This window comes from Eudoraea algarum, from assembly GCF_050589645.1.
Taxonomy (GTDB): domain Bacteria; phylum Bacteroidota; class Bacteroidia; order Flavobacteriales; family Flavobacteriaceae; genus JBNGOQ01.
Map to the genome: position 1 here is coordinate 229,565 of NZ_JBNGOQ010000001.1, position 25,846 is coordinate 255,410.

Annotated in this window: 22 protein-coding genes; 10 read left to right on the top strand and 12 right to left on the bottom strand. The window is 46.3% G+C overall.

Annotated features, from left to right (window positions below; all coding sequences use genetic code 11):
• The first annotated feature begins 51 nt into the window (after window positions 1-51).
• The 6 genes from ACRD67_RS01025 (at window position 52) to nadD (ending at window position 4,772) form a co-directional block, all read left to right on the top strand.
• Window positions 52-1,104 (top strand): sugar phosphate isomerase/epimerase family protein, encoded by a 1,053-nt coding sequence (locus tag ACRD67_RS01025; protein ID WP_430965104.1) that lies wholly within the window; start codon window positions 52-54, stop codon window positions 1,102-1,104.
• A 10-nt stretch (window positions 1,105-1,114) separates the two neighbouring features.
• Window positions 1,115-1,879, top strand: a complete 765-nt coding sequence (locus tag ACRD67_RS01030; protein WP_430965106.1) for a 3-keto-disaccharide hydrolase — start codon at window positions 1,115-1,117, stop codon at window positions 1,877-1,879.
• A gap of 1 nt (window position 1,880) precedes the next feature.
• Window positions 1,881-2,666 carry a 3-keto-disaccharide hydrolase gene (locus ACRD67_RS01035; protein WP_430965108.1) on the top strand — a complete coding sequence of 262 codons (786 nt, stop codon included), beginning with the start codon at window positions 1,881-1,883 and terminating at the stop codon, window positions 2,664-2,666.
• Window positions 2,667-2,735: 69 nt separating this feature from the next.
• Window positions 2,736-3,593 carry a YicC/YloC family endoribonuclease gene (locus ACRD67_RS01040; RefSeq protein ID WP_430965109.1) on the top strand — a complete coding sequence of 286 codons (858 nt, stop codon included), beginning with the start codon at window positions 2,736-2,738 and terminating at the stop codon, window positions 3,591-3,593.
• Window positions 3,593-4,174 (top strand): guanylate kinase, encoded by a 582-nt coding sequence (gene gmk / locus ACRD67_RS01045; protein ID WP_430965111.1) that lies wholly within the window; start codon window positions 3,593-3,595, stop codon window positions 4,172-4,174. The genes ACRD67_RS01040 and gmk overlap by 1 nt, the downstream gene beginning before the upstream one ends.
• Before the next feature lie 7 nt (window positions 4,175-4,181).
• Window positions 4,182-4,772, top strand: coding sequence for a nicotinate (nicotinamide) nucleotide adenylyltransferase (gene nadD, locus ACRD67_RS01050; protein ID WP_430965112.1), 591 nt, complete (start codon window positions 4,182-4,184; stop codon window positions 4,770-4,772).
• Window position 4,773: 1 nt separating this feature from the next.
• Here the strand turns inward: nadD and ACRD67_RS01055 are convergent, their stop codons facing one another.
• From ACRD67_RS01055 to ACRD67_RS01075, 5 genes are all read right to left on the bottom strand, one after another.
• Window positions 4,774-5,178 (bottom strand): hypothetical protein, encoded by a 405-nt coding sequence (locus ACRD67_RS01055; RefSeq protein ID WP_430965114.1) that lies wholly within the window; start codon window positions 5,176-5,178, stop codon window positions 4,774-4,776.
• 124 nt (window positions 5,179-5,302) lie between these two features.
• Window positions 5,303-6,295, bottom strand: a complete 993-nt coding sequence (locus ACRD67_RS01060) for a CAP domain-containing protein (protein WP_430965116.1) — start codon at window positions 6,293-6,295, stop codon at window positions 5,303-5,305.
• 79 nt (window positions 6,296-6,374) lie between these two features.
• Window positions 6,375-8,633, bottom strand: coding sequence for an inorganic phosphate transporter (locus ACRD67_RS01065; protein ID WP_430965118.1), 2,259 nt, complete (start codon window positions 8,631-8,633; stop codon window positions 6,375-6,377).
• Window positions 8,634-8,771: 138 nt separating this feature from the next.
• Complete coding sequence (locus tag ACRD67_RS01070) at window positions 8,772-11,042, bottom strand: inorganic phosphate transporter (protein ID WP_430965120.1); 2,271 nt, start codon at window positions 11,040-11,042, stop codon at window positions 8,772-8,774.
• A 76-nt stretch (window positions 11,043-11,118) separates the two neighbouring features.
• Complete coding sequence (locus tag ACRD67_RS01075) at window positions 11,119-12,324, bottom strand: porin (RefSeq protein ID WP_430965121.1); 1,206 nt, start codon at window positions 12,322-12,324, stop codon at window positions 11,119-11,121.
• 392 nt (window positions 12,325-12,716) lie between these two features.
• Between ACRD67_RS01075 and ACRD67_RS01080 the strand changes: the two genes are divergently transcribed.
• A complete protein-coding gene (locus ACRD67_RS01080; RefSeq protein ID WP_430965123.1) occupies window positions 12,717-13,076 on the top strand; it encodes a toxin-antitoxin system YwqK family antitoxin in 360 nt (119 codons plus the stop codon).
• A gap of 104 nt (window positions 13,077-13,180) precedes the next feature.
• On the opposite strand, the gene ACRD67_RS01085 is transcribed toward ACRD67_RS01080, so the two are convergent.
• Window positions 13,181-13,585 carry a carboxypeptidase-like regulatory domain-containing protein gene (locus tag ACRD67_RS01085; protein WP_430965124.1) on the bottom strand — a complete coding sequence of 135 codons (405 nt, stop codon included), beginning with the start codon at window positions 13,583-13,585 and terminating at the stop codon, window positions 13,181-13,183.
• Window positions 13,586-13,766: 181 nt separating this feature from the next.
• Here ACRD67_RS01085 and dgt point away from each other — a divergent pair, with 181 nt between their 5' ends.
• Window positions 13,767-15,110, top strand: coding sequence for a dGTP triphosphohydrolase (gene dgt, locus ACRD67_RS01090; RefSeq protein ID WP_430965126.1), 1,344 nt, complete (start codon window positions 13,767-13,769; stop codon window positions 15,108-15,110).
• On the opposite strand, the gene ACRD67_RS01095 is transcribed toward dgt, so the two are convergent.
• Together ACRD67_RS01095 and ACRD67_RS01100 are read right to left on the bottom strand one after the other, a co-directional pair.
• Entirely contained in the window at window positions 15,107-16,216 is a 1,110-nt protein-coding gene (locus ACRD67_RS01095) for a DUF3078 domain-containing protein (RefSeq protein WP_430965128.1), read from the bottom strand. The two genes, dgt and ACRD67_RS01095, sit on opposite strands and share 4 nt — an antisense overlap.
• A complete protein-coding gene (locus tag ACRD67_RS01100) occupies window positions 16,206-17,978 on the bottom strand; it encodes a 1-deoxy-D-xylulose-5-phosphate synthase (RefSeq protein ID WP_430965130.1) in 1,773 nt (590 codons plus the stop codon). The genes ACRD67_RS01095 and ACRD67_RS01100 overlap by 11 nt, the downstream gene beginning before the upstream one ends.
• Window positions 17,979-18,054: 76 nt before the next feature.
• Here ACRD67_RS01100 and ACRD67_RS01105 point away from each other — a divergent pair, with 76 nt between their 5' ends.
• Complete coding sequence (locus ACRD67_RS01105) at window positions 18,055-18,504, top strand: nucleoside deaminase (protein WP_430965131.1); 450 nt, start codon at window positions 18,055-18,057, stop codon at window positions 18,502-18,504.
• A gap of 58 nt (window positions 18,505-18,562) precedes the next feature.
• Here the strand turns inward: ACRD67_RS01105 and ACRD67_RS01110 are convergent, their stop codons facing one another.
• The 4 genes from ACRD67_RS01110 to aspS all read right to left on the bottom strand — a co-directional run bounded on the left by ACRD67_RS01110 (window position 18,563) and on the right by aspS (window position 22,714).
• Window positions 18,563-18,757 (bottom strand): cold-shock protein, encoded by a 195-nt coding sequence (locus ACRD67_RS01110; RefSeq protein WP_430965133.1) that lies wholly within the window; start codon window positions 18,755-18,757, stop codon window positions 18,563-18,565.
• Window positions 18,758-18,849: 92 nt separating this feature from the next.
• Window positions 18,850-19,107, bottom strand: a complete 258-nt coding sequence (locus ACRD67_RS01115) for a hypothetical protein (RefSeq protein WP_430965135.1) — start codon at window positions 19,105-19,107, stop codon at window positions 18,850-18,852.
• 8 nt (window positions 19,108-19,115) lie between these two features.
• Window positions 19,116-20,900 carry a chloride channel protein gene (locus tag ACRD67_RS01120; protein ID WP_430965136.1) on the bottom strand — a complete coding sequence of 595 codons (1,785 nt, stop codon included), beginning with the start codon at window positions 20,898-20,900 and terminating at the stop codon, window positions 19,116-19,118.
• A 59-nt stretch (window positions 20,901-20,959) separates the two neighbouring features.
• Window positions 20,960-22,714 carry an aspartate--tRNA ligase gene (aspS, locus tag ACRD67_RS01125; RefSeq protein WP_430965137.1) on the bottom strand — a complete coding sequence of 585 codons (1,755 nt, stop codon included), beginning with the start codon at window positions 22,712-22,714 and terminating at the stop codon, window positions 20,960-20,962.
• 196 nt (window positions 22,715-22,910) lie between these two features.
• Between aspS and ACRD67_RS01130 the strand changes: the two genes are divergently transcribed.
• On the top strand, window positions 22,911-25,841 hold the full coding sequence (locus ACRD67_RS01130) for a SusC/RagA family TonB-linked outer membrane protein (protein ID WP_430965139.1): 2,931 nt from the start codon (window positions 22,911-22,913) through the stop codon (window positions 25,839-25,841).
• Window positions 25,842-25,846: the final 5 nt, after the last annotated feature.

The window sequence follows — 25,846 nt, forward strand, 5'->3', positions numbered from 1 at the left end:
TTTTAAGGAGAAACTTGTTGGTAAGTACAAAAGGACACTAAGGATTATTAGATGAAAACAATTAAAGGACCTGCCGTTTTTTTGGCACAATTTGTAGACAGCAAGGCCCCGTTCAATTCTTTGGATGGCATGTGCAAATGGGCCGCTGATCTTGGGTATAAAGGAATACAAATACCTACTTGGGAAAGTTTTTTGATCGATCTGGACAAGGCGGCCGAAAGCCAGACCTACTGTGATGAACTCAAGGGCAAGATCAATTCCTACGGTCTGGAAATCACGGAATTATCCACTCATTTGCAAGGACAATTGGTGGCCGTGCACCCGGCCTACGATCTTATGTTCGATAATTTTGCGCCAGAGCATCTGAAAGGCAAACCCAAGGAGCGCACCCAATGGGCCGTGGAGACCGTAAAGAAGGCGGCCACAGCGAGCCGGAGATTGGGCATAGGCGCACACGCCACCTTTTCCGGGGCTTTGCTTTGGCACACGATGCACCCTTGGCCACAGCGCCCTGCCGGATTGGTGGAAATGGGTTTTGGGGAATTGGCAAAACGCTGGATGCCTATCCTGGACCATTTTGATAAGGAAGGGGTTGATGTGTGTTATGAGATCCATCCAGGAGAGGACCTGCACGATGGGGATACCTTTGAACGCTTCCTGGAGGCTACAGGGAATCATAAACGTGTAAACATTCTGTACGACCCCAGTCATTTTGTGCTACAGCAGCTAGATTATCTAAGTTACATAGACCATTATCACGAGTTCATTAAGTCGTTCCACGTAAAGGATTCCGAGTTTAACCCAACCGGAAAAAAAGGGGCCTTTGGAGGCTATAACGATTGGGGCGATCGTGCCGGGAGGTACCGTTCCCTGGGAGATGGACAAATCGATTTCAAGACCATTTTCTCCAAACTGACCCAATATGGATGTGATGTCTGGGCCGTGATGGAATGGGAATGTTGTATTAAAAGCCCGGAACAGGGTGCCCGGGAAGGGGCCAAGTTTATCCAGGACCATATTATCGAAGCTACGGAAAAGACCTTCGATGATTTTGCCGGGGCGGAGATTGACAAGAATGAACTGAAAAAAATATTGGGACTTTAAAACAACGGACATGAGGAAACACTCAATACTTTTGGCCTGCCTGGTAATTATGGCTACGGCCTGTAAAAACAAGACGGAAAAAACCGCAGGGGAATCTGCCGAAAACCCAAAGGAAATGACCAAGGAAGTGGAACAGGAAGAGACATGGACCGTATTGTTCGACGGAACCTCTTTTGACGGATGGCACGTGTACCCGGATAAGCCGGTTCCCGACACATGGAAGTTGGAGGACGGCGCCATGATTTTACGCCCCTCCGATGTTCGAAAGGATGGGGAACGCTTCAATATGGTGACCGACAGGGAATTCACCAATTTTACCCTGTCCCTGGAATGGAAGGTGTCCGAAGGGGCAAACAGCGGTATTATGTGGGGAGTGAAGGAGGACCCCAAGTACAAGGAGCCTTACTATACAGGTCCTGAGATCCAAGTACTGGACAATGTGGGCCACCCGGACGCCAAAAATGGGACTACCCATCAAGCAGGTTCACTGTACGATATGGTGGCTCCGTCCAAAGACGTGGTGAAGCCCGTCGGCGAGTGGAACCAGTGTGTTTTGACCATAAACCACAAAACCAATGAGGGCATTGTGGTACTCAACGGAGAGGAGATTGTTCGGTTTCCGGTCAATGGTGAGGGATGGGACAAGATGGTAGCCAATTCCAAATTTGCGGATTGGGAGGCCTTTGGCAAATACAGCACTGGGAAAATCGCCCTGCAGGATCACGGCGAAAAAATCAGTATAGGATACAGAAATATTAAGATAAAAGAATTGTAAGATGAAGCTTGTTTACGTTTTGCTCCTAACGGGATGTTTTTACTGCGGGGCACAATCGGAAAAAAAGGAACCGGTACGGGAAAATGCCTCCGTCAATATAGAGAAGCCCATGAAACCGGAGGAAACTGAGGTTTATGAACCTGTTCCCCCCGTGGTCTCGGTAAGCGCGGAAACCGGCATCCCAAATGATGCCATAGTCCTGTTCAACGGTACCGATATGCAGGAATGGATCATGGCCCGCGATAGCACAGTGGCCAAATGGTATCTTAACGAAGATGGAAGCATGACCGTTAAAAATAGGGCCGGCGATATACAGACCAAACGCAATTTCGGAAGCATACAACTGCATTTGGAATGGAAATCCCCGGAAGAGGTACAGCGCAATGGTCAAAACAGGGGCAATAGTGGGGTTTTTATACAGAACAGATATGAGGTGCAGATTTTGGACAACAACGACAACGACACCTACGTAAACGGTCAGGTGGGATCCATTTATAAACAATCCATTCCCTTGGCAAAGGCATCGGCCCCTACCGGGCAATGGAACACCTACGATATTATCTACCATGAGCCCGAGTTCGATTCCGATGGTAACAAGATCAGATCGGGCACCATTACGGTATTGCACAATGGGGTTTTGGTCCAAGATCATTATGTAATACAGGGAAGGACCATGTATATAGGACCACCTACCAATAAACCACATGGCAAAGCCCCTATCCGACTTCAGGACCACGGGGATAACAGTAGGGTGAGCTATAGAAATATCTGGGTACGCGAGTTGTAATGGGAATGCTGTGACACCCAAGACGAAACCCTTATTTTAATTACCTTTGCCAAAACTTAAACGGAATTTATGATTCAATCCATGACTGGGTTCGGAAAGCACGTTATTCAACTTCCCACCAAGAAGATTACCATTGAATTAAAATCGCTTAACAGCAAGAACCTGGATTTAAATGCCCGTATTCCGTCTGCTTACCGGGACAAGGAATTGGAATTGCGTAAGACCATTGCAAGCGCTTTGGTAAGGGGAAAGATCGATTTTGGCCTGTATATGGAGATTACCGGTGACGAAACACCGTCCAAGATCAATGAAGGAGTCGTAAAGCAATATATAAAGCAGCTTAAGCAAGTGGCCGATGGGGACGATCTCAGATTGCTGGAGATGGCCATCAGACTACCAGATGCCCTTAAAACGGATCGGGAGGATATAGATGTAACGGAATACGACGCGATAAAGGAGGCACTCAAGGAGGCATTAAAGGAAATAAATGCCTTTAGGAGCGAGGAGGGCAAGGTGCTGGAAAAGGATTTTCTGGAACGCGTGAAAACCCTGCAAGCACTTCTGGAGCTGGTGAAAAAAATGGACCCCGAACGCAACGCAACCATACGGGAACGTCTGGAAAAGGCCGTGGCAGACCTCAAGACAGAGGTAGATGCAAACCGTTTTGAACAGGAACTTATCTACTATCTCGAAAAATACGATATTACGGAAGAGAAAGTCCGCTTGGACAATCACCTGGAATATTTTACTACAACCTTGAATTCCAAAGATTCCAATGGAAAGAAGTTGGGATTTATTTCCCAGGAAATTGGACGGGAAATCAACACCATTGGGTCCAAGGCCAATTACGCTCCCATGCAACAATTGGTGGTGCAAATGAAGGATGAACTTGAGAAGATCAAGGAACAAATGCTGAATGTATTGTGATGGAGGGGGGAAAGCTCATTATTTTTTCTGCCCCGTCCGGCAGCGGCAAAACAACACTTGTAAGGCACCTCTTGAAGCAGCCAGAACTCAATCTGGCCTTTTCCGTTTCTGTTACTTCCAGGCCCAAACGGGAGCATGAAATAGAGGGAGAGCATTATTACTTCATTTCCGTGGAGGAATTTAAAAAACATATTAAGCAGGGCGATTTTCTGGAATGGGAGGAAGTGTACCGCGACAATTTTTACGGGACGCTCAACAGTGAAGTGGAACGTTTGTGGGCCCAAGGAAAGCATGTGATCTTTGACATCGATGTGGTGGGCGGCCTCCGGATCAAGAGAAAATATCCGGAGCAGACCTTGGCGGTCTTTGTTAAGCCCCCCAGTGTTGATGAGTTAAAGATTCGTTTAAAGAAACGAAGTACGGAAAGCGATGACAAAATTAATATGCGTGTTGCCAAAGCATCCGTAGAGATGGCCACTGCACCGCAGTTCGATTGCATCATCAAGAATTATGACCTGGATGCTGCCTTGGACGAGGCGCATCGGCTGGTCGGGGATTTTTTGGGGGTAGCGAAGCAATGAGGATAGCATGGGAAAAAAAGTAGGACTTTATTTTGGCACCTTCAATCCCATCCATATCGGACATTTGGCGATCGCCAACCATATGGCGGAATTCTCGGACCTGGAGGAGGTTTGGCTGGTCATTACCCCGCGCAGCCCTTTTAAGACCAAGAATACACTATTGGAAGACCATCATCGCTATCAAATGGTGTATGAGGCCACCAAGGAATATGATAGGCTACGACCAAGCAAGGTTGAATTTAATTTACCCCAGCCCAATTACACGATACATACATTGGCCCACCTGTTCGAAAAATACGGGGATACCTACGAGTTTTCCCTGATTATGGGCGAGGACAATTTAAAAGGCTTCCATAAGTGGAAGAATTACAAGGAAATTCTTGAGAACCATCATATTTACGTATATCCCCGGATTTCAAAAGATACGGGGGAGCGGCAGTTTGAGGACCATCCCAAGGTGCATCGGGTGAATGCCCCGATCATGGAAGTTTCGTCAACCTTTATTCGAAACCAACACAGGGCGGGGAAAAACATCAGGGCCTTGCTCCCCGATTCCGTGTGGAAATACCTGGACGAAATGAATTTTTATCGTAACTAGTTCAGTCCTGGGGAATCAGTTCCTCTACCCAGTCTATGGCATCCTGCAGACGTTTAAAGATATGGGCGGGCTTGTTCATAAAAGGCTGTTCCATTTTGGCGACCTTATCGTTTATGGTATCGTACACCACCACTGCATAACCTTTTAGGTTTGGAAACATTGCGGTAGACTTAAAGTGGGCGGTGGGATCAAAAGCATAGGAATTTACCCGGTTGGAGATATAGACGAAGGGCGTAGTGTTCCCAAAATACGTCTTGCCCAGTTCAAATATTTTGGAGGCGGTCTCGAAGGTCATCGTTACGCCCTCCTTGATTTCTGAAACCACAAAATTCTCATAGAAGTAAAAGGACCCGATGGGAAGGTCGTGCTGCTTTAGGAGCTTTTTGTTAATTTGAGGCGTCATCATATGTCAATAGCATTCTCCCTAAGATACGATAATATGGAGAAATTATCAATTTAAAGACTACGTTTGTTAACGAAAATACCTTCAAAGTAGGCGTTGCTCTAATTGGCAGTTGTTCATCCTTGGACTATCCATTGGGGTCAAAGAGTATTACGTTGTACGTAAAGGTGTTGGGAACGCCATTGAGCACTACGTTTTCCAGCGTTACGGTATAGGTGGTATCGGCGGTATCCGTGGTAGAAATCCCCTGGGGTACCCAAACGATTGTAAGGTCACCGAAATCACTGTTCAGCGGTTCCAGGGAGAGCGCTATCGCACCTCCATTCTGATCCGTCATGGAAACCGTGGTGGCCGTAAAATCCGCATCGGCCAAGGAGAACGACCATCTTGGGAAAGCCAGGCTATTGGGCACGTACCCTTGGGGTGGCCAGGCAATAAATTCAGGATTGTCAGCGGGAACCGAACCAGCATTTCCTATGACCCAAATGGCATTGGAACGATCGGTGTTTCCGATACCGATTTCCTGAAGTCTTGGCCATAACAACCACCTTCTATGGCCTACTGGACCGTTATTGGAGCCTTGATCTCTGATATAGGCATTGATCGCTTCCGCATTGCGGGTCAGGGCCAAAAGTGATTTTCCAGCGGCTTCATCCCCGTCAGGCGTATAACATTTCCAAGTATTGGGAGGAAAGTGGTCCAAGGCATTGTTGGAATTCATCATCAAGGCCGCTTCCTGGGCCTTAGTACTTTTGTCCGGATTCTCGGTAATGGTGTTGTTTAGGCCCACTGCCTTTCGATAATAGTCCAAACGCATCAGGATTTTGTCCTTGGTCGTAGCCGGGATGCTTCCCGGGTTACACGAAGGTTCATCACCAGTCCAAGGACTATCGCTAGAGGTGCTGGAAGAGGGCAGATAAAAGTCCTCGTATAGTTGTTTCGCTGCCAATCTGGCCGTATTGTCCTCCGGAGCCGGATTTTCATCTGGATTTTCGTTGGCTCCTTGCTCTTCGGGCATGGGGTCGCTATCCGATAAATCCTCACTACAGGACACAAATACAAATGCCGATAGGCAGATCAAGGTGAAAAAAAGTCTAAGAAAAGTGTTTCGTAAATACATGGGGCTTGTTGTTATCTAAGGAGATAACGGAAGAATTAAAAAGGCCATATATGCTTTTCGATGAAACGCAGTCCTGAGGTCATTTTCCTAAGGGAATCGAGGTGTTTGCATGTTGATCGTAGGTTTCCAAAAGATTCATCGTAGCCACTAGCAGGTCCTTGGTTTCCAGCAGCAAGCTGAAATACAGTGCAGTGTTTTTGGGGCTAGACTCATCTGCCCGGGTACGCGCCACCTGTTTTTGAATTTTTTCGTCCACTTTTTGGAATAGTTCCTGTTTACGTACAATGATAGGGGTAAGTGCTGGAAAATCCTTGGTGTCAAAAATGGTTTTGATCTGTACAAAGAGGTCATCAATATATTGATCGGTCTCTTTTAGGTCCTTTATCTGGTTAAAACGAAGTTTCTTGTGGTTGTTGTATACATGTTTGTGCCCGGCCTTGGAAATGTACTCCAAAGACTGGGTCATATCCTGAAGATAGCTTAGCGCGGTGATATAAAAATTACTGGTGCCCACACTTGCTTCGTCCAGGTTTTTGATAAAATAGAAGATATTGTCCCTAAGACCTTCTACCTCATTGTTTAATTTGATAATTCCCTTCTTGCTCTTTTTCAGGGTATCCATATCGTGTTTCGCCAAACCGTCTATGCTGGAGGTATATATGGTGTTCGCCCGATCCATGGCCAGGGAAATGTTGGATGCGCTTTCCTCTATTAGCCCAATAATGGATTTGCTCTCCGCTTTTTGCAATTTTTCTTCACGCTTGCTTTCCTTGACTGTTCTATTGTGGATAAGGTAGTTCCTTCCGATCAACACAAAGGCCACGATCAGGAGTGCTATTACAGCCGGGAATCCCCCCAGATGTATAATATAAGCACTAACCGCAGCGGCGCTGAACGCACTCAGGGCCGTAAAGAACCAGCCTCCAATAACATTAAGCACCCCAGCTACCCTGTACACCGCACTTTCCGGTCCCCAGGCCCTATCTGCCAAAGAGGTGCCCATAGCAACCATAAAGGTGACGTACGTAGTTGAAAGCGGGAGCTTCATGGAAGTGGCTATGGAGATGAGCACACTGGCCACCATAAGATTCACGGATGCCCGGACCATATCAAAGGCCGGCATGTCCTGTACCCTACTTTTAGGGACATAGGTATAAGGTTTTTCAAACTGACGATCGATTCTTTTTCTAAGACTTAAGGGGAGCAGGACACCTAAATTATCCATGGCGCGAATGGAAAATTTCACCACTTGACGGGACAAAAAATTGGGCCGGAAACGTTCGTCGCCCTCATCCTGTCTGGAGAGGTCCACGCTGGTCTGTACTACCTTCCTTGCCTTGGAGGAAAGCCAAAGGGTAAGGACCATGATACCCCCGGACAACAAGAGTAACATAGTAGGAGTACGTACAGGAGCAGATAGGCCCTGCATGGAATATTCCATGGCCGGTACCCCGGAACTTTGCCAATCTTGGAACGCCTGTAGCGCAGCTATGGGCACACCAATAAAGTTTACCAGATCATTTCCGGCAAAGGCCATGGCTAGTGCAAAAGTGCCTATAACGATGATAACCCGATAGATGTTCACTTTGAACATATGGGTGGCCAACCAGGAGAGCAGCGTCCAGAGTACTACATTGCCCAATAAAAAAAGTTCGGTATTGAGCGCAATGAATTCATTGATACCCCCGGCCAAAACAGCGGCACTTTTAAGCCCCTTTATCACAATAAAGTAGATGATCGCGGTGATGGCCAAACCACCAAAGACAGACTCTATCCATTTGGGTTTTTCATCAAATTTGAAAGAGACCAATACCCTTGATATAAATTGGATCAAGGCACCTACGGTAAATGCCACCACTACGGAGAGTAGAATTCCAAAGATAATCTGGGCGGCTTTTTCCGTATTGATATAGATGGCAAGTTCGTTAAAACCTCCTCCGGAATCCGCTATTTTCAAAAGGGAGACGGCCACCGCGGCACCCAAGAGTTCAAATACTATGGAGACTGTGGTCGAGGTGGGCATGCCCAGGGTATTGAAAAAATCGAGCAGGAGAATATCCGTGATCATCACCGCCATAAAGATGATGATGATTTCAGAAAACATGAATTCGCCAGGATTAAAAATCCCTTTTCTCGCAACCTCCATCATACCACTGGAGGACATGGCCCCAAAAGCGATACCAATACTGGCAACGATCATAACCGTCTTAAAGGAGAGGGCCTTGGAACCAATAGCAGAATTTAAGAAGTTAACAGCATCGTTACTAACGCCAACGACCAAATCTGCGACCGCTAGCACAGCCAACGCGATAAGCATTAAAAAATAAAAATCGTCCATAACTACTTTGCTGAAAACAACGATGCAAACCTACTTCAAATCCCACCCATTAACGTAATGAAAAGGTTATCAATTGGGCGCTCCAGGGAACTACGGTCAAAACGGGGGGGACGTTCCTTAAACTTTGTTTTTTGCCGCTTATTGACCCTCAGTTTCTTGAACTATCTGTGAGCGGCTGTACTCGTCGTGGTACAAGTTCAAAATGTTCATGTTGGCCAGAATCAGATCCTTGGTTTCCAATAAAATACTAAAATACAGGGTGGCATTTTTAGGGCTGGACTCCTCCGTCCGAGTGCGTTCTACCTGCTTTTGAATAGAGTCCTCAACACTGGATAGCAAGGTCTGTTTCTGTTCTATGATATCCGGAACGATGCGATCAAACGTGCGGGAATCGAAAATTTCCCTCATTTGTCCAAAGAGGTTAATGAGTTTATCATTGATATCCAACAACTCCTCGGCCTGTTTTTTCTTTAGGGCCTTGTGGTTGTTGTTCACATGTTTGTGGCTTACCTTGGCTATCAGGCTAGAGGATTGCGCAACGTCCTGTAAACTTCCGATAACATCAATATAAAACTTGCTGGCACCCAAATACGAATCATCCAGATCTTTGATAAAATAGAAGATATCGTTTTGAAGGTCTTCTATTTCCACTTCCAATTTGACCACGGTGCTCTTTGCCTTTTTAAGCGTATCCAGGTCTTGGTCAATTAAACCGCTTATCGTTGTTTGGTTTATTTTGCTCACCCTTTTCAAGGCTTTGGAAATGTTGTCGGCGCTTTCCTCTATCACGCCTTGGATCGAATTGCTTTCGGCCCTGTTGAGGCTATCCTCCGCTCTTGTTTCCCGTGTTTTTTTCGTGTGTTTTATGTAATTCCTTGCGAGCAACAAAACAGCCAATAACAGGAGTACGGCAATCATGGACGCACCTCCCAAATGGATCAAATAAGCCACGGTGCCGGCTGCAATAAAAGCACTAATGGCGGTAAAAAACCAACCGCCTATTACGTTGAGCACCCCGGCTACCCTATAGACCGCACTTTCACTGCCCCAGGCCCTATCGGCCAAGGAGGTCCCCATGGCCACCATAAAGGTTACATAGGTGGTGGACAAAGGCAATTTCATTGAAGTAGCAATGGAGATCAGCACACTGGCCACCATAAGGTTGACCGCGGCGCGGACCATGTCAAAGGCAGGTAGTTCATGGGTTTTGCCCTTGGGCAATTCAATAACAGGCTTCACAAACTGCTGCTCTATTTTCCCTTGGAGCGAAGCAGGAACTACGGTTGCGGTGTATTTAGCTATCAACATGGAAAACCGTACTAGGTTCCGGGATAGAAAATTGGGTTGAAATCGTTCCTGTGTCTCTCCCTGGCTAGACAAATCAATGGAGGTCTTCACCACTCTTTTCGCCTTGCTGGAAAACCATAAAGTCAGTACCATGATCAAGCCCGCTACGAGCAATAACAGTGTAGGCGTGGGTACTTTTTTGCCCAATACGTCCATAGCAAATTCGGTGGCAGGGACGCCAGAGGCCGCCCAGGCCTCATACGACTGCCAGGCAGCTATGGGCACGCCTATGAAATTTACCAGGTCGTTTCCTGCGAAGGCCAATGCCAGGGCAAAGGTGCCCACGGCAATGATCAGCTTGTAAATGTTCTTTTTCAGCAAGGTAACCACCATATAGGAAAGCAAGGTCCAAATGACAAAGCTCACTAGGACGATGAGCAAAGTTTTACCCTCGATCAACGGTTTGATCTGGGCATAATAATCTGTTCCTTTTAATCCTTTGATAAAAATGAAATAGGTAATCGCTGCCAAGGCAACACCTCCAAAAACGGCGCCTACCCATTTGGCTTTTCGTTCAAAATTAAAAGATAGCAGCACCCGGGAAACATATTGCACTATTGCGCCCACTGTAAAGGCCACTACTACGGAGAGTAGAATCCCCAAAATGATCTCGGTCGCTTTTGTTGTATTGATGTAATTGGTAAGCTCCGAGATGGAGCCATTGTCGGCCCCAATTTTGATCAGGGCCATTGCCACCGCTGCGCCCAGTAATTCGAAGACGATGGATACGGTTGTTGAAGTAGGCATTCCCAGCGTGTTAAAAAAGTCGAGCAGCAGGATATCCGTAATCATCACCGCCATAAAAATGATCATGATTTCGTCAAAGTAAAATTCGCCGGGTACAAAAATCCCCTTTCGGGCTACCTCCATCAAACCACTTGAAAAAACGGCACCGAGCCCAATGCCCAGACTCGCCACAATCATCATTGTCCTAAAGGAAATGGCTTTGGAGCCAATGGCAGAGTTAAGAAAGTTTACGGCATCATTGCTTACGCCCACCACCAGATCGGCAATGGCTAAAATGGCAAGGGCCGCTAACATTAAGATGTAAATATTTTCCATGATCAATTAGTTTCTGGTTGGCTAGTTTCCTGTGGAAGGCTGGTTTGCCATCCTATGTGGAATCTTGTTTTTTGGTTTAGAAATGAACATCGAACTGTAATCTGTACATCAATCCATTAGTGCCGTTGTCCACACTAAGATAACTGATATCTGTTTGTATCTTTAATTTATGCCCTACAATATATTTTGAAAGGCCCAAGGTATACTGGCTTTCAGGATTGCTGCCAGTAATGGCTTCGTCCAATTGTATATCCGTGTATCGTCCAGACACCTCCCAATTGCTTTTGAACAAATAACCCGCCTGCAAGTTAAGGCCATTGCCCACCAGCACCACGTCTCCGGTTTCAGTACCATCCGAGTTTTTGGCGATGGGGTCGTCTGCGTCCCTATAGGCATATTCCCCCATGAATGAAAAGCCGTTGTACTTAAACATGGCATCCACAAAGACGGTAGAGATGTTGGTTTCATAAAAACCCGTATCATTGGCCATAAAAGTGCCCAGATTACTTCTAGTCTTTACAGCATCTTGGTTGAGGTCATAGGTAGCGGCGAGCATCAATTTAGGCTTTTCTTCCCTTTGAAGATCACTGCCACTATAATCTCCCTTTTTCCGAAACGCACCAAAGGGGAGAAACTCCAACCGTGCAGTATACTGGTAACCCCCCAGATTGCCACTGGTAATATTTCTGCCTTCTCCCTGGGAAACGGCCAGCTTTTCCCGGACCATAAAATCTTTGGATAACTTAAAATGGTGCCGCAACTGTAGGCCCTGGTCACGGTCTATGTTAAATCTACTGTTCACTAGGGAACGGTCTACCTGTTGCAGGTTTCCGGAAGATATAACCCGTTCTATATTGCCAGGCAGTTTGGTCTGACCTACCCAAAGCTCAAAATTTTCATAAAAATTCCACATCACCACGGCATCCAAAATATACCTGGGGGCGTTATTGGTAAATTCGGAGGCTCCGGAAATATCCCTGTTGGACAGTCCCAGTTCCAATTTGTATTTAAGTTTTGGAGTGTAGGCAAATCCGTCAAATTTTAATCGGGCCCTGCGCACTAAAAAATTGGACTCCGGATTTATTAAACCGCCATCCGGTCCTTCATCCCAATTTGCTATGGCCAAAAATTGCATTCGTGTGGCAATTTTCATACTCCAGGTACTGTCTTTGCCCACCAAGTTGAAAAGTCCTTTTCCGAAGGCGGGAGCGTTAGGTTCTTGCGAACGCAATGTAAAAAATGTGAACAGTAGTAACCCAACGGTTAACACTTTGGTCTTCATTAAGTATTAGTTTTTGTCGCCGACAAAGAACCAAAATTAATGTTAAGTTAATGTTTCCCGAACGTTATCTGTTAAACAATATTACAAACAAAAAAAAAGCTACCTTGGCCAGGGGTAGCTATTAGACTTCAAACATATAGTCGACAAAAACCAATACGTATAATGAAATCCTTTTTTATCTTAAGATAAATTCAAAGGTCGTGCAGAAAAATGAATTTTGTGTAAGCTTAAGATTATGTCTATATTAAACTTTAACATTTTTTTGAACTGAGGAACAAGGATATCATCACAGTCAGACAATTTTAATGTTAATTTAAAGTTATGTGGATGTTGCCAAACTATTAAGTAGTTTGTATATTTAACCTATGGCTTACGTATTAAATCAATGGAACATGAAAAAAACGCTCCTTTTTTGGGCGGTTCTCCTTATTTCGGCAACGTCATTTGCCCAAAAGGAAAAAACGCTCGTTTTGAATGAAGACACGAATTTGATAGAAGCAACCTATTATCACGAAAATGGAGAGATAAGTCAGAAAGGCACCTTTAACTTAGCGCGCAAATTGCACGGGGAATGGGCCAGCTTTAATGAAAAGGGTGAAAAAATTGCCATGGGCTCCTATGAAAATGGGGTTAAAACCGGCAAATGGTTTTTTTGGACCGATGGCATCGTTAAAGAAGTGGAATATAATAACAATGCTATTGCTGGTGTGGTCAATAAAGAAAGCAAATCCGGGATTGTGATCAAAGATTGATCTGCGGATAAGAACGTAAAAAAGAGCGCTGCAGATAGTTGCAGCGCTCTTTTTTTAATCGCTCGTAAAATTATAGTTCAACGACCCGAGCTTTAGAGCTCGTGTTATTTTTGACCTTTAAATTTTGTGCTGACAAGCCCGCTGGTTTGACCCCCGGTTTCCGCATCTGTTGACAAGCCAATACCTTCCATGCTTATAGAAAGGGCGCCAAGACCTTTATGGATTTCCGTAACTTCATTTTCTTTCACGGTAACAGGCACTTCCAGGGGGGCATAACCTGGATAGCTTATAAGCAGGACATACGTACCCGTATCCATATCGGAAAACTCAAAATTACCGTGGAAATTGGTTTGGGTGCGCTTAGTGGTGTTCTTTACCGTGATGTTGGCAAACAATAAGGGTTCATTGTTCATTTCCTTATCCAATACCCTACCGGTAATGGATCCTTGCTGCTGTGCACATAGAAAAGTGGTAAGGAATAAAGCGCAAAAGGTAAAAATAGCCTTCATTTGATATCGGTGTGTTTTCTTGTGCAAAGAAAACTTAGCATTGTAAAGTTAAGGTTATTGGCAAGTTAAAAATAGGTAACAAAATGGTTATCAAATACGTTTTCCCCGTGTATTGAAACTCCCTTTTTTCATGTGCATGGTCGTGGTGAAAAAATGTATCTTGCGCCATATTTGATGCTTTATGAATTGGGAACAATTACTCTCATTAAGACGGTATGGGGATACCCATAAACGATTGCGAAAGGAACAGGATGAGACCCGTTTGGGATTTGAAGTGGATTATGATCGTGTCATATTTTCTTCCGCTTTTAGGAGTCTGCAGGACAAGACCCAGGTAATACCACTCTCCAAGACCGATTTTGTACATACCCGCCTTACGCATAGCTTGGAAGTATCGGTGGTAGGGCGAAGTCTTGGCAGGATCGCAGGAAGGGAATTACTTAAAAAGCATCCACACCTACAGGAGGTACACGGGTACCGGTTCAATGATTTTGGAGCCATTGTTGCCGCGGCAGCGCTGGCCCATGATATTGGAAACCCACCTTTTGGACATAGTGGGGAAAAGGCCATAGGCGAATATTTTAAAACGGGAAACGGGAAAATATATCAGTCGGCCCTTACCAAAAAAGAATTTCAGGACATCATTGATTTTGAAGGCAATGCCAATGGTTTTAGGTTGCTGTCCGCGTCCAAAGAAGGGGTTCAAGGCGGACTCCGCTTGAGCTACGCCACCTTAGGGGCGTTTATGAAGTACCCAAAAGAGTCCCTGCCCAAGAAACCCACCCGCCATATTTCCGACAAGAAGTTTGGATTTTTTCAATCGGAAAAGGATTTTTTTGCGAGCGTTGCATCCGAACTGGGCCTGGTACAGAAAGGTTCGGGTAGCGATATCGGTTTTTACCGGCACCCGCTTACCTATCTGGTGGAAGCGGCAGACGATATTTGCTACACGATCATCGATTTTGAGGACGGGATCAACCTGGGCCTGATCTCCGAAGATTTCGCCTTGGAGTATTTCATAAAATTGGTAAAGGACAGTATCAACACCAAAAAGTACAACGCCATGGTCCATATGGAAGACCGCCTGAGTTATTTAAGGGCCCTGGCGATAAATACCTTGATCCGCGATGCCGTGGACATCTTTATGGAGAACGAGGAAGCGTTACTGGACGGGAGTTTTGAGGTGTCTCTTCTGGACAAGAGCAAATACCGAGCACAGATCGAGGACATCATTCAAATAAGCGTAGCGAAAATCTATAAGTCCCAGGAAGTAATCGAAAAAGAAATAGCCGGCTATAAGATCATCTCAGACCTGCTGGAAGTTTATACGGGGGCCTTGGTAAGGAAGCAGGAGGAAAAAGCGTCGAACTACGACCGGCTGATCATTCAAACCTTGCCGTCATCCTATAAGCGCACAGACGTATCGCTCTACCACATATTACTCAGCTGCTGCTGTTATGTGGCCAGCCTATCGGACAGTACGGCGGTGCACATGCACAACAAGATTATGGGAGGGCAGCTTTAAAAACTATAGGAGAGGCCTACGCCCAATATTTGCTTAAACTGAATTCTTGGTGTTCCAGGATTTATAACCGTGCCGTCTACCGCTGTTTCCTCATCGGATCGGATATCGTCGTCAAAAATTATGTGGGTGCCAATACTGGCATTCACATATTCATTTACAGTTAAGTTCAACAGAAGCTCCCAGTTCACATCTATGTTTCCGAAACTCCGTAGATAGTCTGTGTACAAACTTAGCCTATGGTTAATGACCATATTTTTGTAGACTTGCTTTTCCCAGGTATTGGTGATGAGAAAACCAAATTCCATAAATACGTTTTTTCCCTCCTGTAGCACGTTCCCTTCCGCATCCAACACTGCTTTTTCGACCCCAAAAGCTCCTTGATCGGCCAAATCCTGATCAAGGACAAAAGTGGCTTTTTGCGTGATGGGAGAAATATATAGGTTAAACTTTTTGCCCTCTGGGATATAGGAGGTCCCCGCTCCCAAAAACAGATAACCGGGCGCCATAAAGTTTGAGATTAGATTGGTCCTGTCCGCATCCTGAAAACCTTTGTCAAATTGCGTGTTAAAATTGGCCTTGACCGAATAATACCAATTGGTGATGGTATCCCTTCGGTAGCCAAAAGTGGAACTCAAACGTATAGCATCGTCCGTTTTTTGAAGCTTGCGACCTTCCTGTGCGTTAAGACCGTACCTCAGGTCCAGATCGTTGTCCCATTGGACGTACCTAAACTTGTAATTGCGCACGAATTTTGCATTTCCCAGACCCGAAATGGAATTGTTGCCTCCAGCGTTCCAGTTTACAAAGGCCACCTCGCTGAGGTTGAGTCCCAATTTGTTTTCCTTTACCCAAAAAGAGGGAAATTTAAACCGTTTAAAACGCTGGGTAAGGGGTTTGGTGGTCTTGAATGAAATAAAGGGATTGGTTAGGACTACCCCTCTTGGAATGTTTTTGATCTTCGACTGGGGCGTGCGTATAACGATGGTGTCAATAACCAAGGAATCCACCGCTTGTTGCGGGGGAATACTGTCTTGGGCAAACAAGGGGTTAAACGCAAAACTGAGAAGAAAGGAAACTAGGGCTTTTGTATAGATGCTACTGGGCATTGCAAATACGGTTTATATATTGCTTTATCGTTAAAAGGTCTATTTGGGCCTGTTCATGAAGCTCCGCTATGGTTCCATGAGTGATAAAGGTATCCGTTATGGCAAAGATCTTAAGCTTTTGGTCAAAGCCCTTTTCATTTGCCCATTCGAGCACAGCACTACCAAATCCGCCCATCTTACAACCGTTTTCCAGGGTAATAAGGTGTTCATAAGAGGTAAAAACCTCGGTCAACCGTTCACTGTCCAGCGGTTTTACAAAACGCATATTGTAGTGGCCCACGTCTTCCGGACGGTCCAACTCTTGGAGAAGCTTTGTAATGGTATTGCCAATATCGCCCACGGACAATACCGCTATTCTGGTACCCCTTTTTAGTTCCTGCGAGCTCCCTAGGGGGATACGCTCAAACGGGCGTCTCCAATTAAGGGTTGTACCCCTGCCCCTCGGATATCTTATGGCGATGGGATGTGGGAGCCCCAATTGGGCCGTGTACATGATATTCCTCAACTCCATCTCGTTCATGGGCGCAAAAATGATGAGGTTGGGGATACACCGTAAATAGGCGAGATCAAACACGCCGTGGTGGGTGGCCCCGTCCTGTCCCACCAATCCGGAACGGTCCAGACAAAAAATGACGGGTAAATCCTGCAGGGCCACATCGTGGATAAGCTGATCGTAGGCACGTTGTAAAAAGGTGGAGTAAATATTGCAAAAAGGAATCATACCTTCTACGGCCATTCCGGCGGCCATGGTTACCGCATGCTGTTCCGCAATGCCAACGTCAAAGGCGCGGTCCGGAATCTCAGCCATCATATATTTTAAGGAACTCCCTGTAGGCATAGCGGGGGTAATCCCCACAATCTTTTCATTGCGCTTGGCGAGTTCCACCAGGGTATGTCCAAAGACATCCTGATATTTGGGCGGCTGCTCTTTTTGTGATTTAGGGAGGAGGTCTCCGGTCTGTTTATCAAATTTCCCAGGGGCATGGTAGATTACCTGATTTTCTTCGGCCTTTTGTAGGCCCTTGCCCTTGGTGGTGATGACATGCAAAAATTTAGGGCCCTTGACCCGCTTCAACCGCTTCAACTCCTTCAGTAAAACGTCAACGTCATGGCCATCGATGGGGCCGGTATAATCAAAATTGAGGCATTCAAAAATATTTTCGTCCTTGGCGGTACCTTTTTTCACGTTGGTAAGGTATTTTTTTAAGGCCCCTACACTGGGATCGATCCCAATGGCATTGTCGTTCAGGACGATTAGGACATTGGTGTCCGTGACACCGGCGTGGTTCAACCCTTCGAACGCCATGCCACTGGCAATAGAGGCATCACCAATTACCGCAATATGCTGCCGGTCATGGATACCCTTGAGCTGCGAGGAAATCGCCATACCCAAAATGGCCGAAATGGAAGTGGAACTGTGGCCCGTACCAAAGTCATCATAGGTGCTTTCACTGCGTTTGGGAAAGCCACTGATTCCGCCCAATTGTCTGTTGGTGTCAAAGATCGATTTTCTGCCGGTCAATATTTTATGGCCATAGGCCTGGTGACCTACATCCCATATGAGCTTGTCCTCCGGGGTATTAAAAACGTAGTGGAGGGCAATGGTCAACTCCACCACACCAAGGCTGGCACCTAAATGCCCTTCTTTAACGGCAATGATATCAATAATAAAATTGCGCAGCTCCCGGGCAAGATTGGGAAGTTCGCCAGGTTGAAGCTGACGGAGGTCGGCCAGGGTATCAATTTTATCCAATAGTGTCATCGTAGGGGACAAATGTACATTAATTTCAATTTTTTTTGACCCTAGGGGTTCTATCTAAAATTGTATTTTTGGCCCTATGGACCTAAAATTGGATGACGCATACTTTATGAAAAAGGCGCTGCAAGAAGCGGAGACGGCCTTTGATCTGGGAGAAGTCCCCATTGGCGCGGTAGTTGTTGTGGAAAACCGGATCATTGCCAGGGCTCACAACCTTACAGAGCGTCTAAACGATGTTACGGCCCATGCAGAAATGCAGGCCATTACCGCAGCGGCCAATTTTTTGGGTGGGAAGTACCTCCTTAACTGCACGCTCTACGTGACGCTGGAACCCTGCCAGATGTGTGCCGGCGCCCTGTATTGGAGCCAGATATCCAAAATTGTGTATGGGGCAAAGGATCCGGAAAGGGGTTGCGGTACCCTGGGCACCAAACTACATCCAAAAACCCAGATTATCGGAGGGGTACTGGAAACAGAAAGCTCGGAAGTCCTAAAACGGTTTTTTATTCAAAAACGAAATTTGAACTGAGCAAAAAAAAACCCTGACGGTCTTGTCAGGGTCATACGCCAATCAAAATAAAATGTTTTTACGAGATTACTTGCACTTGTGCAGCAACCATTCCCTTTCTTCCTTCCTCCTCCTGGTATTCTACTTTGTCTCCTTCGTTCAGTTCCACACCGTTTAGGGCCGTGGCATGAACAAAGATGTCTTTTCCGGTGTCATCGTTTGTAATGAATCCGTATCCTTTGGATTCATTGAAAAATTTTACAGTTCCAGTCATTCAAATAAAAGTTAAAAATAAGTGTTTAAAATACTAAAATAATTTTTTTTTGGCAAGACTTCCCCCTAATCCAGGATTAAATCTTAGGCCAATTATTGTTTTTTGGACTTCTTGGTTTTCCCGGCGCGCATTTTTTTTATGTTCTCATCGGTGAGCATATAATCCTTTACCTTCTTGCCCTTGCTCTCCTTGATCAAGAACATGGGCATTGCGATGAGAAAGAGCCCAACAGTGCCGAAACCGATACATTTATTGGCCAGCGCAGGGGCCTCGCCCTTTATGGTGAACCCGTATACGATAGCACCAAGGGAGAGCAGCACGATGAAGAGAATAATATGTTTTGTTTTCATAGCGGGGATTATTTTGTAAAATTAATCAACTCCCGGCGATACGCGGTCAATAACTTTGATTTTGAGACAAAACCATAATATTTTTCGTCCTTGATAACCGGGAGGTTCCAGGCGCCACTGTCCTGAAATTTCCGCATAACCTGTTGCATGCTGTCGGTCTCGTAGAAAATGTACTCTGGCGCGCTATGCATAAAGGTTTCCACTTTGGTGTTTTCGTATAAGGAGGTATCGAACATAAATTCCCGAACGTCATCGAGGAGAACAATGCCTACCAAGGCTTTTTTATCATCGATTACAGGGAATATATTACGGGCAGATTTTGCCACAGTGCCATGTAACATTTCACCTAATGACATATCTGGCCGCACAGGCTTAAAATTTTTCTCCACCACGTCGTCCAGTTGCATCAAAGTAAGTACGGTCTGGTCCTTATTGTGGGTGATCAATGCGCCAATCTGCGCCAATTCACGGGTATATATGGTATAATTAATGGCATTTCTGGTAATGAGGAAGGAGATGGCGGCGGTAATCATGAGGGGCACAAAAAGTTCGTAGCCTCCGGTGATTTCCGCAATCAGGAAGATGGCCGTGAGCGGTGCGTGGATTACACCGGCAATCAGCCCGGCCATGCCAATGAGCGTAAAATTACTTTCGGAGACACTGAATCCCATTCCCAGATTGTTGATTACCTTGGCCACTGCATTGCCCAGCGCACTTCCCATGACCATGGTAGGAATAAAGATTCCGCCCGCGCCTCCGGCAGCAAAGGTGGTCGTCATGGCCACGGCCTTGAAAAGGGTAATTCCAAAGAGCAAGGCCACCACTACCCATATATTATCCGTATAGGCATCAAAAGGGGTCTTTCCCAGGGCTTGGATATGGTTCCCTTCCAAAAGGAGATTAATAAAACTAAAGCCCTCGCCGTAAAGCGGGGGAATGGCGTAGAGCATGCCCCCTATAGCGAGGCCGCCCACCAGCAGTTTGTACTTGGGACTCTTAAATCGTTTAAAGAAGTTCAGAATGCCAAAATACATCTTGGTGAAATAAATTGAGGCTATGGCCGTACCCACACCCAATAGCATATAGAACAGGGTGTCCTTGATCTCAAAATCATCCGAAAGCGTAAAACTAAAAAGTACTTCGTTCCCTAAAAAAAAATAGGAGGTAAGCACCCCGGAAATTGAGGCCAGCAACAAGGGCAATAGGGACATCAGGGTCAGGTCTAAGCTAAAGACCTCCACAGCAAAAATAATGGCGGCGATAGGGGATTGGAAAATGGAGGCTATGGCCCCTGCGGAAGCACAGGCGATCAGGAGGGAACGCGTCTTTGGATTCATATGGAAGAGCCGGCCGACATTGGAACTTATGGCGGCCCCTGAAGCTACCGCAGGCCCTAACAACCCTACCGAACCTCCAAAACCTACAGTGAGGGGAGCGGTAATCAAAGAGGTATATATCCTGTTTGGGGCGATGATGCTTTTTTTTCTCGACATCGAAAACAGGATGGACGACACCGCATGCTCCAAAGGTTTTTTATGGACATACTTTACGTAAAGGTAGACCAGGGTTAGCCCTACGATAGGCAGCACAAAGTACAGTTGGTTGTTCGAAAAAACGGCACCCTTTTCCGCTTGGGAGTGTATAAAATAGGTAAGGTTCTTTAGGGATACTGATGCCAAACCGGCCAAGAGGCCCACGGCAACACTAAGGATGTGGGTAAAGGTTTTGTTGGAGATATGTTTATACCGCCATTTCAAAAAACTGGTAAGTATACGCTTCCTTTGGGTTGGCATTGGCTGTTCTTATCTGCCTAAAAGTATTAAAAAACCCGCCACAAAATGGGATAAGGGTCTTAAGCTTTTATATCCAATCTTAGGTTTAGTTCTTTTAACTGGGTTTCATCCAAGGGTGCCGGGGCATCGATCATGACATCACGGCCGCTGTTGTTTTTGGGAAACGCTATAAAATCGCGGATCGTTTCTTGTCCGCCTAAAATGGCGACCAGGCGATCTAGGCCAAAGGCTATCCCCCCATGGGGTGGTGCACCATACTGAAAGGCATCCATTAAAAAGCCAAACTGGGCCCTTGCCTCGGCTGGCGTAAAGCCCAAATGTTTGAACATGGTGGCCTGGGTCTCCTTATCGTGGATACGGATAGATCCACCGCCTATCTCGTTTCCGTTCAGTACCAGGTCATAGGCATTGGCCCTTACGGCTCCGGGATCGGTCTCCAAAAGCTCCAGTTGCCCAGGTTTGGGCGAAGTAAAAGGATGGTGCATGGCGTGATAGTTTCCGGTTTCCTCGTCCCGTTCCAATAAGGGAAAATCAAGTACCCACAGGGGGGCAAATTCATTGGGTTTCCGCAAACCAAGACGTGCCGCCATTTCCATTCGCAGGGCGCTCAACTGGGCCCGGGTTGCATGGATATCTCCAGAAAGCACACAGATTAGATCCCCGGGTTTGGCCCCGGTTGTTTTGGCCCACTGTGCTAAATCTTCCTGCTTGTAGAATTTGTCCACAGTAGATTTATAGCTGCCATCGGGATTGCACTTTACGTAGACCATGCCCTTGGCCCCCACCTGAGGTCGTCGTACCCAATCTACCAGGGCGTCCAATTCCTTTCGGGTATAGGATGCCCCATCGGGAACGGCGATGCCCACTACCAGCTCGGCGGTGTTAAAGACATTGAAATCCCTGTGCTGGGCCTGGGCGTTGAGCTCGCCGAACTCCATACCAAAACGGATATCCGGCTTGTCATTCCCAAAGCGCTCCATGGCCTCATCATAGGTCATTCTGGGAAAATCCCCCGTATCGACCCCATTGATTTCTTTCAGCAAATGCTTGGTGAGCCCTTCAAAGGCATTTAGGATATCCTCTTGTTCCACAAAGGCCATTTCACAGTCGATCTGGGTAAACTCGGGTTGCCTATCGGCCCGTAGGTCCTCGTCCCTAAAACATTTTACGATCTGGAAATATCTGTCCATTCCCCCCACCATCAGCAGTTGCTTGAAGGTTTGGGGCGACTGTGGCAGGGCGTAGAACTGCCCCTCGTTCATTCTACTGGGCACCACAAAATCGCGTGCTCCCTCGGGAGTGGATTTTATTAAGTATGGGGTCTCTATCTCAATAAAGCCCTGGTTGGAAAGGTGTTTACGGACCTCCATGGCCACCTTGTGCCTAAAAATGAGCTTGTCCTTCACCGGATTTCTTCGAATATCCAGGTACCTGTACTTCATGCGTATGTCTTCCCCACCATCGGTCCGGTCCTCTATGGTGAAGGGGGGCAAGAGCGCCTCGTTAAGCACCTGCAATTCGGAAACCAAGAGTTCAATGTCTCCCGTAGGGATGTTCTTGTTTTTGGAAGCCCTTTCAATAACAGTGCCGGTTACTTGGATAACGAATTCACGACCCAATGATCTGGCCTTTTCCAAGAGGTCACCGGAACTGCGTTCTTCGTCAAAGATCAATTGGGTGATTCCGTACCGATCCCGCAGATCTACCCAGATTACAAAACCTTTGTCCCTTGTCTTTTGCACCCATCCGGAGAGGGTAGCTTCCCGCTTAATGTGCGATGATCTCAATTCACCACAGTTATGGCTTCTGTACATTTTGGCTATTCACAAATATTGGGCGCAAAGTTAAGAAGATAAGCTCGCAACGGCTAAAAATAATAAAGAGGATTTTTAAAAATAAGAAATGCAATTTTGTTAACGAAATGTTAGGGAAATTAAAAAAAAATCATAAATTGAGTAAATTCTTCATTGATTTGAAGGATTACATAGCTAATTCTAATTACACAAAAAAATGAGACAGACTTTATTCAAAAGTATGTTTCTGCTGTTGTGCCTAACATTCTCGGGGTATGCGTATTCCCAGGTGACAGTCAGCGGAAATGTAACAGACTCGAGTAGTGGGGAACCGCTGTTCGGGGTATCGGTAACAGTTAAGGGGTCCACTATTGGAACACTTACGGATTTTGATGGGGAATATTCCCTAGAGGTACCGGACGGTGCCACTCTTGTTTTCTCCTTTGTTGGGTATTCCACCGTGGAGATAAACGCGGCGGATGCCGGGAATATTCAAATGAAAGTGGATGTAACCAACCTGGACGAAGTGGTGGTTACAGGCTTGGTGTCGAGTATCAAACGATCTAACCTGGCCAACAACATTTCCACTATTGACAGCGAATCCCTAACGGGTGCTACAACGGGAGCCACCCTGGATGGGGCCTTGTACGGAAAGCTTACGGGTGTTAATATCAATTCTGCCGGAGGAGCACCTGGTGGACAAACGGCTGTTAGATTACGGGGCATCTCCTCCTTATCGGGGAACAATCAACCGCTCTTCATAGTAGACGGGGTCTATATAAGCAACATTCAGTTGGCTAATGGATCTTCCGTGGCCTCTGGTGCCAATGCGGGAAGGGAAGAAGGAGGCTCTAACAGGGTTTCCGATATCAATCCGGAGGATATTGAAAGTATAGAAGTACTTAAGGGTGCCTCAGCGGCCGCTATCTATGGAACCCGGGCCAATGCAGGTGTTGTGATTATCACCACCAAAAGAGGTTCGGCCGGTAAGACTTCCGTTAAATTTGAGCAGGATGTGGGCTTTAATACCATTCAAAACTTCGCCGGAAGAAGGCAATTTACCTCGGCCACCGTGGCCTCGACCTTCGGTGCTGCGGAAGTGCCCATTTTTGAGCAGGCCGTGGCGAGCGGACAGTTGTTCAATTATGAAGAAGAACTTTACGGAGAAGAAGGACTGATTATTGACAGTAGGATATCCGTATCCGGAGGAAACGATAAGACTACCTTTTATTTTAATGCAAGCCGTCGTGATGAAGATGGCATAATGCAAAGAACAGGTTACGAACGTAATTCCTTGCGATTGAATTTGGACCATCGCTTTAATGAAAGATTCAAGGCAGGCCTTTCCTCAAGTTATGTAAACAGTCGAGCGGACAGGGGCCCTGTTGGTAATGAAAACAACGGTGGTTTTAGTGTGGGGTATAACTTGGCCTTGGTTACTGCCGATTGGGAAAATCTATTTCCAGATGAAAATGGGGTGTATCCGGATGGGCGATTCGCCGCGACCAATATTATCCTAAACAGGGATGTCATTGACAATTATGAGGACATCAACAGATATATACAAGGGGTCAACCTGGAGTACAAGGCCATTACCGAGGACAATCTTCAAGTGCGGTTTACAGCCAATGGGGGCTTGGATTATTTTCAGGCCAAAACCTTTGTATACATTCCTGAGTTCCAGCAAACACAGCGCGCCACGACCAATGGTTTTGTGAGTGCGGGGAACACCAATTCCCTGCAGCTCAACTATAATATGTTCGGAGTGATCGATTATACCACGGAAAGCGATATCAGTATCAATGGACAGTTCGGTATCTCCTATCTAAATTTTGAAAGCGATGCGGTCATCAACCAGACGACCCAATTGTTTCCTACCCAAACGAATTTGGCTCAAGGAAATTCCTTTGCCGTATTCCAGCGTTTGACGGAGGAAGAGGAATTCGGAATCATCGGTCAGAGTACGGTTAACTGGGATGACAAGATCATTGCTACCGCAGGGGTCCGTTTCGATAAATCGAACCTGAACGGAGATCCCAATAAGTTCTTTGCCTTTCCAAGGGCCTCCCTGGCCGTGAATGTGGCCAATTTTGATTTTTGGAACGTGGATGCGGTTAATCAATTTAAGCTGAGGGTCGCCTACGGGGAGACCGGAAGCAGCGCACGCTTTGGGTCGTTATATACACCCTTGGGCCCGACATCTATTGGAGGTGTCCCCGGCCTGGCTTTACCGACAGTAGCGCAAAACAACCAATCGGCGCAATTGGGAGACCCCAATCTTGAACCGGAGACCTCGCAGGAAATCGAGTTTGGTGCCGATTTTGGCTTTCTCAACGGTAGGATAGGGCTGGAACTGACCGGGTACATTAGGGATGTTAAGAATCTGATCTATCCGTTTTCATCCATACCGCTTTCCTCCGGTTTTGCCAATACCATTCGAAACGATTTCGATTTGAGCAACAAGGGATTTGAAATTGGCCTGAACGCCAATCCGATAAACAATTCCAAAGTGAATTGGAATACGACAGTGAACCTCTGGAAGAATACAGCAGATGTTGATCGTTTGGGCGTCGGGGAATTTCAGCCCTCAGGGGAAGGATTCAGCCTTACCTTTGGTAGTGCCTTTATCCGAGAAGGGGAAACGGCTACCTCACTGGCTGCCAATATCAATGGGGTGACCACGATAATTGGTGATGCCGCGCCCGACTTTGAAATGAGCTGGTTCAATCAGATCAAACTGTTCAAGGATTTTGATCTCACCTTTTTATGGCATTGGAAAGAAGGGGGCGATGTCCTTAACTTGACCAAGCTCTTATCCGATTTTGGAGGCGTAACGCCAGACTTGGATGACCCCGATATCATCGCAAATCCCAGATTTTCAACGAGCGGTGCCGCGGGGTACATCGAGGATGGGTCCTATATTCGCCTTCGCGAGGTAGGCCTATACTACACCTTGCCCATAACGACCAAATTGTTCGAAAAAGCGAGAATAGGGGTTTCAGGCAAGAACCTGGTAACCATTACGGATTATACCGGATATGACCCGGAAACTTCTGCTTTTGGCCCATCGGGGCTATCACAAGGCATTGAAGTAGCACCGTTTCCAAGCGCGAAACAGTATTACTTTCATTTAGCATTAACGTTTTAAGATTT

What these genes read in the sequence shown, in the direction of transcription:
- ACRD67_RS01025 (WP_430965104.1), top strand. Translation starts at nt 52, where the DNA reads ATGAAAACAATTAAAGGACCTGCCGTTTTTTTGGCACAATTTGTAGAC.
- ACRD67_RS01030 (WP_430965106.1), top strand. Translation starts at nt 1,115, where the DNA reads ATGAGGAAACACTCAATACTTTTGGCCTGCCTGGTAATTATGGCTACG.
- ACRD67_RS01035 (WP_430965108.1), top strand. Translation starts at nt 1,881, where the DNA reads ATGAAGCTTGTTTACGTTTTGCTCCTAACGGGATGTTTTTACTGCGGG.
- ACRD67_RS01040 (WP_430965109.1), top strand. Translation starts at nt 2,736, where the DNA reads ATGATTCAATCCATGACTGGGTTCGGAAAGCACGTTATTCAACTTCCC.
- gmk (WP_430965111.1), top strand. Translation starts at nt 3,593, where the DNA reads ATGGAGGGGGGAAAGCTCATTATTTTTTCTGCCCCGTCCGGCAGCGGC.
- nadD (WP_430965112.1), top strand. Translation starts at nt 4,182, where the DNA reads ATGGGAAAAAAAGTAGGACTTTATTTTGGCACCTTCAATCCCATCCAT.
- ACRD67_RS01055 (WP_430965114.1), bottom strand. Translation starts at nt 5,178, where the DNA reads ATGATGACGCCTCAAATTAACAAAAAGCTCCTAAAGCAGCACGACCTT.
- ACRD67_RS01060 (WP_430965116.1), bottom strand. Translation starts at nt 6,295, where the DNA reads ATGTATTTACGAAACACTTTTCTTAGACTTTTTTTCACCTTGATCTGC.
- ACRD67_RS01065 (WP_430965118.1), bottom strand. Translation starts at nt 8,633, where the DNA reads ATGGACGATTTTTATTTTTTAATGCTTATCGCGTTGGCTGTGCTAGCG.
- ACRD67_RS01070 (WP_430965120.1), bottom strand. Translation starts at nt 11,042, where the DNA reads ATGGAAAATATTTACATCTTAATGTTAGCGGCCCTTGCCATTTTAGCC.
- ACRD67_RS01075 (WP_430965121.1), bottom strand. Translation starts at nt 12,324, where the DNA reads ATGAAGACCAAAGTGTTAACCGTTGGGTTACTACTGTTCACATTTTTT.
- ACRD67_RS01080 (WP_430965123.1), top strand. Translation starts at nt 12,717, where the DNA reads ATGAAAAAAACGCTCCTTTTTTGGGCGGTTCTCCTTATTTCGGCAACG.
- ACRD67_RS01085 (WP_430965124.1), bottom strand. Translation starts at nt 13,585, where the DNA reads ATGAAGGCTATTTTTACCTTTTGCGCTTTATTCCTTACCACTTTTCTA.
- dgt (WP_430965126.1), top strand. Translation starts at nt 13,767, where the DNA reads ATGAATTGGGAACAATTACTCTCATTAAGACGGTATGGGGATACCCAT.
- ACRD67_RS01095 (WP_430965128.1), bottom strand. Translation starts at nt 16,216, where the DNA reads ATGCCCAGTAGCATCTATACAAAAGCCCTAGTTTCCTTTCTTCTCAGT.
- ACRD67_RS01100 (WP_430965130.1), bottom strand. Translation starts at nt 17,978, where the DNA reads ATGACACTATTGGATAAAATTGATACCCTGGCCGACCTCCGTCAGCTT.
- ACRD67_RS01105 (WP_430965131.1), top strand. Translation starts at nt 18,055, where the DNA reads ATGGACCTAAAATTGGATGACGCATACTTTATGAAAAAGGCGCTGCAA.
- ACRD67_RS01110 (WP_430965133.1), bottom strand. Translation starts at nt 18,757, where the DNA reads ATGACTGGAACTGTAAAATTTTTCAATGAATCCAAAGGATACGGATTC.
- ACRD67_RS01115 (WP_430965135.1), bottom strand. Translation starts at nt 19,107, where the DNA reads ATGAAAACAAAACATATTATTCTCTTCATCGTGCTGCTCTCCCTTGGT.
- ACRD67_RS01120 (WP_430965136.1), bottom strand. Translation starts at nt 20,900, where the DNA reads ATGCCAACCCAAAGGAAGCGTATACTTACCAGTTTTTTGAAATGGCGG.
- aspS (WP_430965137.1), bottom strand. Translation starts at nt 22,714, where the DNA reads ATGTACAGAAGCCATAACTGTGGTGAATTGAGATCATCGCACATTAAG.
- ACRD67_RS01130 (WP_430965139.1), top strand. Translation starts at nt 22,911, where the DNA reads ATGAGACAGACTTTATTCAAAAGTATGTTTCTGCTGTTGTGCCTAACA.